General features: G+C 62.3%; 13 protein-coding genes. 4 read left to right on the top strand and 9 right to left on the bottom strand.

Annotated features, from left to right (window positions below; genetic code table 11):
- Positions 1-426: 426 nt before the first annotated feature.
- The 9 genes from LZ585_RS09130 to LZ585_RS09090 form a co-directional block, all read right to left on the bottom strand.
- Positions 427-741, bottom strand: a complete 315-nt coding sequence (locus LZ585_RS09130) for a hypothetical protein (protein WP_234853279.1) — start codon at positions 739-741, stop codon at positions 427-429.
- Positions 742-1167: 426 nt separating this feature from the next.
- Complete coding sequence (locus tag LZ585_RS09125) at positions 1168-1479, bottom strand: hypothetical protein (protein ID WP_234853278.1); 312 nt, start codon at positions 1477-1479, stop codon at positions 1168-1170.
- A 159-nt stretch (positions 1480-1638) separates the two neighbouring features.
- The gene (locus LZ585_RS09120) at positions 1639-2034 is read right to left on the bottom strand and encodes a hypothetical protein (protein WP_234853277.1); all 396 of its coding nucleotides are present in this window, start codon (positions 2032-2034) and stop codon (positions 1639-1641) included.
- Entirely contained in the window at positions 2031-3383 is a 1353-nt protein-coding gene (locus LZ585_RS09115; RefSeq protein ID WP_234853276.1) for a recombinase family protein, read from the bottom strand. The genes LZ585_RS09120 and LZ585_RS09115 overlap by 4 nt, the downstream gene beginning before the upstream one ends.
- A complete protein-coding gene (locus LZ585_RS09110) occupies positions 3380-3832 on the bottom strand; it encodes a DUF2924 domain-containing protein (RefSeq protein ID WP_234855797.1) in 453 nt (150 codons plus the stop codon). The genes LZ585_RS09115 and LZ585_RS09110 overlap by 4 nt, the downstream gene beginning before the upstream one ends.
- Positions 3833-4041: 209 nt before the next feature.
- Entirely contained in the window at positions 4042-4299 is a 258-nt protein-coding gene (locus LZ585_RS09105; protein WP_234853275.1) for a hypothetical protein, read from the bottom strand.
- On the bottom strand, positions 4299-5168 hold the full coding sequence (locus tag LZ585_RS09100; protein ID WP_234853274.1) for a helix-turn-helix domain-containing protein: 870 nt from the start codon (positions 5166-5168) through the stop codon (positions 4299-4301). The genes LZ585_RS09105 and LZ585_RS09100 overlap by 1 nt, the downstream gene beginning before the upstream one ends.
- Positions 5168-5353 carry a helix-turn-helix transcriptional regulator gene (locus LZ585_RS09095; protein ID WP_234853273.1) on the bottom strand — a complete coding sequence of 62 codons (186 nt, stop codon included), beginning with the start codon at positions 5351-5353 and terminating at the stop codon, positions 5168-5170. The genes LZ585_RS09100 and LZ585_RS09095 overlap by 1 nt, the downstream gene beginning before the upstream one ends.
- A 780-nt stretch (positions 5354-6133) precedes the next feature.
- Positions 6134-6844, bottom strand: a complete 711-nt coding sequence (locus LZ585_RS09090; protein WP_234853272.1) for a hypothetical protein — start codon at positions 6842-6844, stop codon at positions 6134-6136.
- Between the two features lie 222 nt (positions 6845-7066).
- Between LZ585_RS09090 and LZ585_RS14895 the strand changes: the two genes are divergently transcribed.
- The 4 genes from LZ585_RS14895 to LZ585_RS09075 are packed head-to-tail and all read left to right on the top strand — an operon-like array spanning position 7067 to position 9791.
- Positions 7067-7609: a TAXI family TRAP transporter solute-binding subunit gene (locus LZ585_RS14895; protein WP_315857593.1), complete on the top strand. Its 543-nt coding sequence runs from the start codon at positions 7067-7069 to the stop codon at positions 7607-7609.
- A 23-nt stretch (positions 7610-7632) separates the two neighbouring features.
- A complete protein-coding gene (locus LZ585_RS14890; protein WP_315857592.1) occupies positions 7633-8007 on the top strand; it encodes a TAXI family TRAP transporter solute-binding subunit in 375 nt (124 codons plus the stop codon).
- Complete coding sequence (locus LZ585_RS09080; RefSeq protein ID WP_234853271.1) at positions 8004-8366, top strand: hypothetical protein; 363 nt, start codon at positions 8004-8006, stop codon at positions 8364-8366. The genes LZ585_RS14890 and LZ585_RS09080 overlap by 4 nt, the downstream gene beginning before the upstream one ends.
- Before the next feature lie 12 nt (positions 8367-8378).
- Entirely contained in the window at positions 8379-9791 is a 1413-nt protein-coding gene (locus LZ585_RS09075; RefSeq protein ID WP_234853270.1) for a TRAP transporter permease, read from the top strand.
- The last annotated feature ends 1622 nt before the right edge of the window (positions 9792-11413 follow it).

Here is an 11413-nt window from a genome sequence, read left to right as displayed (position 1 = left end):
GTCTCAGCATAAGCAAGCCCGAAGCTGTCCGCTACCGCACGATGAACTGGAAGTCCTATAATGACGCCCTGAGGCGGCGCAGATCTTCGGCAGAGAAGCCGCAGCTCCGTTCGCTGCTTTTTGTATGAGCTACTTCTTTCCCGATGTCGCCGCGGTTACCATGCGCGCTGCCATCAGACCGCTCTTCGCCTGTACGGGCAGATCACGCGACAACCATGCTGGTAGGCGCTGCGTTTGCAAAGGGCAGCCTCAATGTCCCGCATTGATATCAGGCCGGCAGCGATCTCGCTGCGTCGCGTCCGAAAGGCAGCTTCCGGGAACGCGGCTGAGCAGCATCCGCGACAGCCGACCGGCAGCTTAGGGCCGAACGCGACGCACTGGCAAGCCTCAGGTCTAATCCTCGGCACTGTGCAGTGACATGTCCGATCAAGGGGACCACTCCATCACCTGCTGATCCGCACGCAGCGTGAAGCGTCTCGCCTGGAGTCCTGCAAACACCGCCGAAGGCTCATCGGCTGTTCCGGCCATCAGTGGCAAAGATGCCTGCGCTTCGGCGTGAAAGCGCGTCGCGGTGCTTGGCTGCCGCAACCAGGCTCGCTGCCACCAATCAAGGATCCGCTCCTGGCTTCTTTCCAGAGTTTCTGCCGACGGAAGGCGGTCTCGCTTGCTGTCGCGGTTGACCGGCGGGTGAGCCGGCAGCAGGTTCCAGAGATCGTCACAAGGCCATACCAGATAGAGCATTCGTCCTTCGCAAATGCGGCGGGATTGGGAGGAGGTGATTTCTGCAAGTGTCACTGCAAAGGTTGCCGATGTACTGGTTGAGATACGGTTAATCTGCTGCTTCAGCGGCTCATGTGTTGCTCGGCACCTGGCGCTGGGCACCTGGCGCAGTAATTCTTCCAAGCAGGATCGGATAAGTGGCTGAAGCCGCGCCAAGGGGCGCGGCTTCACCAAGCTCAAGGGTGGGTCCGCAGGTGAACTACAGGCGGCTCGGCGCCGCTGATTGTCGGGCTACGTTGCCTCCAAGTAAGAAACATGACCTCCCCACCGGAATGGAGCGGGCACGCGCCCTACGATAGGTTGGGCATGCCTCTGCAGGGGAGCCTCTCTACGCATGGGCATCTTGCCATTATCTAGTCGGCCAGCGCTGCGCTGTCAGCGAGTTCGTCAGTCTTCCGCCCGTGTTTTCTGGTTCGGGATGAAGTCCGTTCCGAACCCTGGGAACACGAGCGACTGACCTTGTTCAGTCACCATCCCCTTTGCGGTGAATTGCGTTATCATCTCTCTGGCCTTGGGTTCGTCCAAGTCTCTATCTGCTGCGACCAGGGCATCGACGGCGTTCTGGTAGCCCAGTTCACCGCGATCATCGACGTATGATGCGAGCACCATGAAGCCGACACAAAATTGCGGTTCGAAATCTTTCGCCAACTGCTGCATGAACTCGCGGTCCCACCAAGTGTGGCCTTCGTGCTTTTTCATCGTCATGGTCCTTCTTGAGGTTTGTTTAGGTGAGCATCCACGAGGCCGACAGGCATTGCTCGCCGGAAGGGCGATGCCGTTCGTCCTCGAAGATCGGGGGACGCCTGAGCGGAAGATGTCTTCAGTCAGGCGGTGTGGGTCGGGGACAGCGGGCGGCTGCTATTGCAGCGCTGCAGTCCAGTACGCCCGCTGACGGTTCCACTCCGGCGGAAACGGCTCCAGCAGGCGGGGCAGCGTCAGGTCGGGACCATGCTTGCCATCGAGAATGTCCTCGATGATGTCCGGCGCGAGCAGCGTCAGGCGCAGAACCCGGGTCATGTACGAGTGAGCGATGGCTTCGTGCTCGGCCAGTTCGCTGATGGTTGCGAACTCGCCGGACCCTAGCATGCGCTTCCAGCGGAAGGCTCGGCCCAGCGCCTTGACGAGGGTGCTGTCGCTCCTGCGGGTCTGGGGCGCGTTCTTCGGCAACTGGATCTCCTTGCGTCCGCCACGCTTCACCACGCGGAACGGCACATGCAAGGTCATGGTCTCGGGAACAGGAGCAGCGAGGTTCATGCCGCGCGCTCCACGTCCTGGGCCCGCATCTCGTGAGCAAGACCGCTCAGCCCATCGATGCGCAGCCGCACGGATAGCCCGCCCGGGCCCACATCGACCCGTTCGATCAGCAGCGCCGCAATACGCGCCTGCTCGGCCGGGAAGAGCTCGCCCCAGAGCGGATCGAGTTGATGCAGGGCGTCGCGGACATCGGCCTCGCTGATCGCAATTCCGCTGTTGCCATCGCTCTCCTGCGCTTGTGCCGCCTTCCACGTGCCGGCGATGATCTCCGGCTGCCGGAACACCGCGCGCAGTTGGTCGATGACGGTTGCTTCGATCTCGCCCGCAGAGACACGGCCCACGGGGCAGGACCCAGCACCATGCTTGAGCACGGCCTGGCTCACGTAGTAGCGGTAGAGCTTGCCGCCCTTGCGGGTGTGGCTGGGCGAGAAGGCCGCGCCATCGGGGCCATAGATCAGGCCCTTCAGCAGCGCCGGCGTTTGCGCCCGGGTGCGGGCGGCGCGGGAGCGCGGACTGTCCGTCAGGATGGCATGGACGTTGTCCCAGGTGCCGCGATCGATGATGGCGTCGTGCTCGCCGGGGTAGCTTTCGCCCTTGTGCACCGCTTCGCCGATATAGACGCGGTTGTTGAGCATCCGGTAGAGCGCTTTCTTGTCGATTCGGTTGCCGCGCTTGGTGCGGATGCCCTGCTTTGCCACCTCGCGGGCCAGTTCCGTGCAGGAGCCGAGCTCCAGGAAGCGCGCGAAGATCCAGCGCAGGTGCTGGGCGTCCTCCTCGTCGAGGATCAGCTTGCGGTTCTTGACCGCATAGCCAAAGGGCGTGGGACCACCCATCCACATGCCCTTCATGCGGGAGGCTCGCACCTTGTCGCGGATGCGCTCGGCGGTAACCTCGCGCTCGAACTGCGCAAAGGACAGCAGGATGTTCAGCGTCAGCCGGCCCATGGAGGTGGTGGTGTTGAAGGACTGGGTGACCGACACGAAGGTCACGCCATTTCTGTCAAACACTTCCACCAGCTTCGAAAAGTCCATCAGCGAGCGCGACAGCCGGTCGATCTTGTAGACCACCACCACATCGACCAGCCCGTCCTCGATGTCGGTCAACAACCGCTGCAGGGCAGGGCGCTCCAACGTGCCCCCGGAGATCCCCCCGTCGTCGTATTCATCGCGCACCAGCACCCAGCCCTCAGAGCGCTGGGAGGCGATATAAGCCTCGCAGGCCTCGCGCTGGGCGTGCAGCGAGTTGAACTCCTGCTCCAGCCCCTCTTCGGAGGATTTGCGGGTATAGACCGCGCAGCGGAGCTTGCGAACAATCGGCTTTGTGTTCGTCTTCTCCAGTGCGCGCGTCATGCCCGGCTCCGGTGGTTCTTGAGGCCGAAGAACACCCAGCCGTTCCAGCGGGTACCGGTGATTGCGCGGGCAATGGCGGAGATCGACTTGTAGGGCCGCCCCTGCCATTCGAAGCCGTCCACAGTGACGGCCACCACATGCTCGACGCCCTGATACTCACGGATGAGGCGCGTTCCGGTGATCGGCATCAGATCGGCGCGGACGCGGCTCTTGGTGCGATCACCGCCGTCCAGCTCCTCGCCCAGCCGCTCGAGACGGCGGATGGTCTCCGGCTTTAAGCCGCCATAGGCCAGTTCCTGGATGCGGTAGGCGAGGCGGCTCTCGAGGTAGCGGCGGTTGAAGGGCGGCGGCGCGCTGTCAAAGAGCTCGCGCCATTGCTTCTTCAGCTCGGTCGCCGGCGCCCCTTTCAGGGCGGCCAGACGTGCGGGAATGGGATCAACGTTCGTCATTTGCTTCTTCATTGCTTTCGCTCGTCCGCACTACCGCTCTGCTCGAGCCGGATGTGTAGTCGCCAGATCCACTCCGTTGCGAACCGTCTCCGTAAAGTCGCTGTTGCGCATCCGGAGCCGAATGAGGCCGAGCCCGAGGAGCGCGCAGAGCTCGCGCCGGCGCTCAGGCGCCGTCATCTTCCCAGCCGGCAGGGGGTTGGAGCCGCGGGTCATGTCAGGAGGCTCCAACAACGCTGGCACACGCTTCCCAGGCCGAAAAGCACGGCAGCGATGGCTGCAGGATCGAAGCGGATCACTCCCAGCATGCGCAGTGTGAAGGTGGACGGAAAGCCAGCCATCTTTGCCTGCAACTGCGGAATCAACGCGGCAGAGCCGATGGCATGGCAAAGGGAGTCGGAAGGGCGCGAGGCGCCTTCGGGACTGGGCGAGCTAAGGTCGACCGCCGGACGGTGAGTGCGGTTCTCCATCACTCCGCGCCTCCGCCGAGACCCGTGCCGGGAGGCATACGCTTCACGCTGTCGAAAATCTGCTGAAGGGCGGCGCGCTCCTTTTCCTCTTTCGGGTCGGTGCGCACCAGCTTGCGCTGCGGCACTTCGCGAAAGGCCTTGTCGAGTTCCTTTTCAACCGTAGCCGCGTGCTCCGCGATTGCATCTCCAAAGTAGTCCCAAGTACGGATGAGACGAGCCTTACGGCGCGTCTCGGCCTTTTTCCGCAGCAAAGGCAGGATATGGGCTTCAACGCCGTAGCCATGCTCGATCAGGTGGAACAGGCTAAGGTAGTCGTCGCGCAGGAGGTTCTTTTCACGGGTCCCAATCCAGGAGCCGAGTGCCGCGATGCAGGTCTCGAGCACATCCCCTTCGCCAGAAGTAGTAAGTATTTTAGTGTTATTATTATGGTCGGCAGATTCTGCCGGTTGAGGGACTGAATTTTGCTTCCGGAGCGCTTCCAGATAATCTGCGTGTGTCGGCTCCTTGATGTACTTTCCTAGCTTGGGGTGGCCGAGAGGCGGCAGCTGTTCGCGACCTACCCAGCCGATGACGTGGTAGACATTGCTCACCTGCTTCTGGGTCTCACACCGGCCAATGATACGGATCAACCCATAGTTCTGCAGGCTGCGTAGATGAGCCTGAACGCTCCGCGGCGAGCAACCAAGATTATCGGCAAGATCCTCTTGCTTGTAGTAGCTGCAGCCGTAGTTGTCGCCCTTGCGGGCGAGAAACAGCAGAAGGGTCTTCGGGCCCATCGGCATCTTCAGAAAGGCCTCAGCCCAGAAAAGTGCTTCTGTATTCACATAATCGCGGCGGCCAGACTTCCGCTTCGAGGGACGCGCGGCCATTACAGCACCCTCTTGCCGCGGCTATCCAGCCACGCCTGCACGTCGCTGCGTTTCCAGCCAACCGCGCGCGCACCCAGGTGCACCGGCGCGGGGAAGCGCCCCTCCTGAACCGCAAGGTAGATCCACGAGCGGCCCATGCCGATCGTTGCTGCCACACGGGGCAAGCGCCAGATTTCTTCAGTCATTGTTGGTTCCTTTCGCATGTTGCCGAGGCAAGGCGGAAGGTGGCGGAAGATCCCGGATCAGTCGTGGATCAAGTTTCAGCCCTCTTTCGAGATACACATGCCCCTGAGGACGCACCAAGACGAAGATCGCCGGTAGCCGCAGTGTTGCCCGGACAAGACGCGGGCGAACGCATCATCAGCTGCACTGTGCACACAGGGTGATAGCGAGTACGGTGCGCGCCACACGCTGGATCTGGCGATCTGCCTGTCGGATGCGTTTGGGTGGTAACCCTACCGCCTGAACAGGGTTCATGCTCTGCCTCCTGAACCAGCTCCCTGGTGGCGGTGAAGCTGGTAATCGCCCGTGGCCACCATGGCTGAAGCACCGCCGCGCATAGGATCTTTGATGTGGTCCACAAGAGGTTCTGCATCAACGGGACGAGGGATGCCCTGATCAAGACCTGGTCAGTCGTCACACCGCGTACTCTGTAATTCTGAAGACGGACTTGGAGCAGGAGACCAACACAGAGCCAGAGCAGCATTGCTACCAAGCAGCATCGCCTTGAGCTGCGAGAAGTTGCTTCTCATTCCGGCGTATCCCTGGGAGCGGGTGACAGAGCGGCGAAGCGCAGGGTAAACGTCATCGACGTTCTCCCCTGTACGAGGTGACTACCCATCTCGTTGGCGAGCTTGCACCAAGATGCCTGACGAGAACGTCGGAACATGTTGCCACATACGTGCAGAATGCACGCTAGACGCACCGGCCACCCATAGGTCAGGCCGAGCGTCCCGGACGGTTGATCAAGCTTCTGCTACTTTTACGTTCTCCGGTTGAAGGAAGGTTTCTCTCATTTCGGCGGGGCTCTCGTACCAGATGCGCTTAACCGCGACATAGGTTTTGGGAAACCTGGCACCCTTCGGCATTGCTGCTGCAAGGATGTCACAAGCGCTTTGTCGATCACTTGACCCTTCATTGCGCGTCAGGGTCACGCCGAAGCCCTGAACCAGTTCGCCCAAGATCAAGCAGATTATGTTGTCGCGGACCGGGTGAGTTTGTCCTCTGCGACGGGCGGCGGGACGAACCATCTTGCGCCACAAACCTGCAAGCACGAACTCCTCCAATTCTGCGCACCAAGGCAGCCCAAGCGCCCGCAGATCGGCTGCATGACGGGATACAGCTTCGAAAGCTCCTCGTTCGTGCGTTGCCTTGGACAGCATATTTCTCAACTCGGAGATGTAGGGCGAGTGTAGCTCATCCACGTCACCTACTGACGCGAGCTCTTCCCCCGGAATGCTCGTTGATCTTCTGGATGACCAAGGCCCCAGCTTTTCAGCCTCAGGTACCCACGAAGTGTCTGAGAAAGCTAAATTATTCAGCTTGACCGCCCCCTCGACGGCTGTTTGGATGTATACGAAATCCGCGCCGTCCATGTCCTCCAGCGCAGGAAGGAGCTGGTCCAACCTCTTCCGAGCAAAGGCCACAGCCTCGTCCCAACTCGGATTCAACGTCATCACAACCTCCATTCCTGATTGTTCGTGTTCAGCTGCTTCCATTAGCGGTTGAAGCGTGTGGAAGCAGCCGCAAAGAGCGCGGGCATCATAGAAAAGCGCCTAGCTGATCGGCCACGGCTCTTCCGCACGCGGAGCTGGCTTTGCGAGCTGCGGGAGGCACCTCCTTGACACCTGCTCCTCCCTCCCGGTTCATGTCGCCTCTGACAATGAGGGGGACAAGACATGCGACATTGGACACAGGCGGTGCTGGCGGGGGCGGTGGTGCTGGCGGCAGGCGCTGCGCAGGCGGAGACGCGGCTGACCTACAAGTCGGCCAAGACCGGCACGTCCTATTACCAGATGGGAGTCGAGCTCGCCGAAGGCATGAAAGCCGCCTCGGGTGGCGAGTTGGTCATGACGGTGGAGGAAAGCCAGGGGTCCGTGCAGAACGTCATGGAGGTTCGCGCGCGTGGAGCGGACTATGTCTTCACCGCGCCGCCATCGCTGGTGGAGGACGCACAGGCCGGGAGCGGCGCCTTCGAGGGCAGGAACGCCCCGCAGTTCGACGAGATCCGGTCGCTGTTTCCCATCCCGTCGCTGACCATGCACTTCGTAGTGGCGGGCGGCGAAGGCCCGACGACGCTTGAGGCGTTCGAGGGGAAGAGCATCCTGCTCGGGAAAGGCAGCTTCGGGGCAACGGAGGGCGAGAAGTATCTCGAGCTCTTCGGGATGATGGAGGATGTCACCATTGCAGACGCGGAACTCTCCAATGGCGGGACGCCCTGAAGAACGGCCAGATCGACGGCTTCGTGACCGCCGGCAGCTTCCCGGCGCCGAACGTAATAGAGGCTGCGGCTAGCCAGCAGGTGCGGCTCCTGTCGCTGAGCGAGGAGCAAGTGGCCCAGACGGGGCAGGCACGCGTTGTCATTCCCGGTGATGTCTATCCCGGTCAGAGCGGGGACATCGTGACGACCGGACTGCCGGTCATCGCCTTCACCACCACGGCCATGGACGATGATACCGCATACGAGCTGACCAAGGCCTTCTGGACCCAGCGCGAGGCCATGGCCGCAACGGCGCCCTGGTGGGCAGGCGTCTCCCCGGAGCAGGTCGCGGCGCTCGAGGCGCTGCATCCGGGTGCAGCACGCTACTACGACGAAGCGGGCGTGGCTCACGCCGAATGAGCCAGCCGTCCCTTTCGAAAACGCGGCGGGCAGTCATGCTGTTCGCCGCGTTCCTGCTGGTTGCGTTTCATCTCGGTCTGATCTTTTCAGGGCTCGTGCCGAACCTGGTGGCGCGCCCCTTGCACGTGGCGCTGATCCTGCCGTGGATTTTCCTCTTCACCGAACAGCGTGCCCATCGATGGGTTTCGGCCTTCGGCGTTGCGCTGGCTTTGGCGGGAATGGCCGCGGCGGTCTGGATTGCCGTCAGCGCGGATCGTCTGGCCGATCAGTATGGCTTCGTCGAAACCGGGTTCCAGTATGCCGTTGGAGGCGTCCTGCTGCTTGCAGTGCTGGAGGCGGCACGCCGCGCCATTGGCTAGCCCCTGCCGGTCGTGACGGCGATCGCCCTGCTGTATGCCGCCTTCGGTCAGCATGTACCCGGCGAGTTCGGCCATGCACCACTGCCTCCCGCCAGCCTGATGGGCACGATGACCCTGGCCGAAGGCGGGATCTTTGGCCAGTTGACCGGCGTCTCGGTCGGGGTGGTGGCAATCTTCGTCATCTTGGGCGCGGTTCTGAATGCGGGCGAGGCGGGGCAGGGGTTCATGAACCTCGCCGCTGCCGTCGCAGGCCGGCTGCGTGGCGGCGCCGGCAAGGTCTCGGTCATCGCCTCGGCCCTCTTTGGCTCCATCTCGGGATCGGCCTCGGCCAATGTGGCTTCAACAGGCGCGGTCACCATCCCGGCCATGATCCGGATGGGCTACCCACGCCGGATCGCGGCGGGGGTCGAGGCGGTGGCCTCATCCGGAGGACAGATCATGCCGCCCTTGATGGGGGCAGGGGCCTTTGTCATGGTCGAGCTGACCGGCACGCCCTATACGCAGATCATCACGGCGGCCCTCTTGCCGGCGCTTCTCTACTTCGCGGTGGTCTGGTTCGGGATCGACGCCTATGCGCGCCGTCTGGATCTGGGAGGACTGCCGCCAGAGCAGCAACCTGCGCCAAAAGAGGTCCTGGTGACCTCCGCCTTCTTCATGGTGCCCTTCGCGGTGCTGCTGGGGGCGATGTTCTGGATTGGCTACACGCCGCAGTATTCTGCGGCACTGGCGATAATTGCCGGCACGGTCCTGCTCCTGACCGGTGCGGATATGCGCCTTGATCTGCGGCGTGCGGCGGCGAGAGCGGAGGTGGCGCTGATCGGCGCGGCGCGGCAGGTCTCGCTCATTGCCGCAATCATCCTCTGCGCGTCGATCATCATCGGCGTGCTGGCCATGACCGGGCTGGGCGTGAAGATCACCTCGCTGATCCTGTCAGCTTCCAATGGCTACCTGTGGCCGTCGCTCTTGCTGACGGCGCTCGCCTGCCTTGTTCTGGGGATGGAGGTGCCGACCACCGCCGCCTATGTCATCTGCGTCTCGGTGGCGGGACCGGCACTGACGGCTCTGGGTCTGGAGCCGCTCCAGGCGCATCTCTTTGTCTTCTGGTTTGCGCTCCTCTCAACCATCACGCCGCCGGTCTGCGGCGCAGTCTTCATCGCCGCCGGCATGGCGCAGGAGAACTGGTTGCGGGTGGCCATGACGGCCATGGCTCTGGGCATCGGGCTCTACCTCATTCCCCTGGGCATGATCGCACGCCCGGACCTGATCCGGCTGGCTCAGGCGCCGGGTTCTGCGCTGCTCTCCGCCGCCTTTGTCGGGGGAGGGTGCGTGATCATCTCCTATGCGCTGATCGGGCTTCGAGGGTGGCTGTCAACGGCAGCGGGGTTGGCGCTTGGGCTCGCGTTAATCTTCCTGATGGCAGGCTAGGACCAATTCTGGAGCTGCGCGTTCCGCTGCCCGAGCGCTCCTCGGCGCCATGGACGAAGCCTGTTCTTCAACGACTACAGCGCGGCAGAGCTCAGGCGACTGCTGCGTCGCCCGCAGCCTCCGCGACGCTCGCTGAACTGTGTCGTCAGAGGGGCCGAAACGAAATGACCCCCACCCCCCCATTTCGTTTCGGAGGCCCTTTTTGACCCGAGAGCTCCTGCATTTGCTGGGTGCGGCATCAAAACGAAACGAAATGGGTGTTTTTCAGTTCGTCGCTAGGAAAGCGCCGCGCTCGATCCCACCGCATAGGATTTGAGATGCAGGAAGGACCCGTTCCTGCGTTTAGGACCGGGCTGCCGGTGCGAGTCTCCGACGCGCTCTCGATTGGCGATATTTCACATCGCCCTGAACATTGCCCGGAGCTTTGCCATCTGGCGGATACTCGGGGCAATGCTGCTCCGGGGCTTGACGCATCTTACCAGCGCCCACACACGCCCTCGCCGATCAGGATCTCGCCCAAGTCTTCGCCTGAGGATGCCAAGACGCAGGTTCCTACCTCACGGTCGTAGCTCTTTCGGCCCTCCAGGTTACAAGCGACCTGCTGACCTCTCACAATTTGCATTATCCGCTCGCGAGCAGTCCGCCCCCCGGCCGTGGACATTTCCGCGCAGTCGAGATTGGCGATCCGAACCGGCACGCTTGCCACCTCAATCGTATCACCATCCCGGACGTGGGTGACCGAGCCACGTAGGGAAGGTTCGCGACGGGTCGACAGGTCACGTTCGAAGTCAAACCATATTGCAAGACCAGCAGCCAGAGCGATGAGCCCTGCAGGCGCCAGCCGAGCCCATCCCCGTCTGGGAACTGGCGGTCTGCGCGGTCGATGTCGTCGCTTCTGTTCAAAGGCCACAACATTGCCGCGCGTTCTGGTCGCTCGCCGATGCAGACCTGCTCGAAGCCAACTTGCGATCAAGCCGGCAAAGAGAAGAAAAGAGAGAACCGCCAGAGCAGTTGCAAGGGTTGCGCGGGGTAGGTCCAAGAGACTGTCGAACCACTCAGAGAGGAAATCCTTGGCCGCCATTCATCGCAAAGTTGGATCTAAGCCGCAACTCTTATCTAGGTGAGGCAGGGACAGCGCGCCTGGCGTCAAGCGCAGCTGTTCCGCGTCTAGGAGGGGTGCATCGTTGCGAGAGGAGCGACGACGCCAGGGCACGGGTGATTTGTACACGCGTTCCCGACCGAAGACCTTATTGGATAGGCCACGGGCGCGAATAAGCGGCATGGCTGTCGGGAAAGCCGTAGGAGCTGAAGCCTTCCAACTGTCTGAAGGTGCGCTCGGCGAAGTCCACGTCAAAGGCGCCCCGGACCATCCTCGTCACGAGCTTGTCCTTGAAGACATACCCTCGCTGGTTAACTTGAAGGTGGCCATGAACTCTATGAGCATGTCGGTCTCACCGGGCGTGAAGCCCGATCACTCGATCGCAACCTTATTGCCTGTTCCTGAAAGAGCGGCACGACGAGGGTCTTGCCCAGCACCTTCTCGAGTTCGGGGGTGGGACACGCGCCCGGCTCCAGCCCTCTACGCCTTCACAGAGCGCGGGCCGGCCAAGGCAGGGACTTAC

The organism is Paracoccus everestensis, assembly GCF_021491915.1.
In the GTDB taxonomy this organism is placed as follows: domain Bacteria; phylum Pseudomonadota; class Alphaproteobacteria; order Rhodobacterales; family Rhodobacteraceae; genus Paracoccus; species Paracoccus everestensis.
This window is presented reverse-complemented; position numbering and strand designations above follow the sequence as displayed.

Bases quoted from the DNA above. Each gene is read 5' to 3' on its own strand.
- LZ585_RS09105 (WP_234853275.1), bottom strand. From the start codon at position 4,299: ATGGAGAACCGCACTCACCGTCCGGCGGTCGACCTTAGCTCGCCCAGT.
- LZ585_RS09080 (WP_234853271.1), top strand. From the start codon at position 8,004: ATGAGCCAGCCGTCCCTTTCGAAAACGCGGCGGGCAGTCATGCTGTTC.
- LZ585_RS09130 (WP_234853279.1), bottom strand. From the start codon at position 741: ATGCTCTATCTGGTATGGCCTTGTGACGATCTCTGGAACCTGCTGCCG.
- LZ585_RS09095 (WP_234853273.1), bottom strand. From the start codon at position 5,353: ATGACTGAAGAAATCTGGCGCTTGCCCCGTGTGGCAGCAACGATCGGC.
- LZ585_RS09125 (WP_234853278.1), bottom strand. From the start codon at position 1,479: ATGAAAAAGCACGAAGGCCACACTTGGTGGGACCGCGAGTTCATGCAG.
- LZ585_RS14895 (WP_315857593.1), top strand. From the start codon at position 7,067: ATGCGACATTGGACACAGGCGGTGCTGGCGGGGGCGGTGGTGCTGGCG.
- LZ585_RS09090 (WP_234853272.1), bottom strand. From the start codon at position 6,844: ATGACGTTGAATCCGAGTTGGGACGAGGCTGTGGCCTTTGCTCGGAAG.
- LZ585_RS09120 (WP_234853277.1), bottom strand. From the start codon at position 2,034: ATGAACCTCGCTGCTCCTGTTCCCGAGACCATGACCTTGCATGTGCCG.
- LZ585_RS09100 (WP_234853274.1), bottom strand. From the start codon at position 5,168: ATGGCCGCGCGTCCCTCGAAGCGGAAGTCTGGCCGCCGCGATTATGTG.
- LZ585_RS09110 (WP_234855797.1), bottom strand. From the start codon at position 3,832: ATGACGAACGTTGATCCCATTCCCGCACGTCTGGCCGCCCTGAAAGGG.
- LZ585_RS09115 (WP_234853276.1), bottom strand. From the start codon at position 3,383: ATGACGCGCGCACTGGAGAAGACGAACACAAAGCCGATTGTTCGCAAG.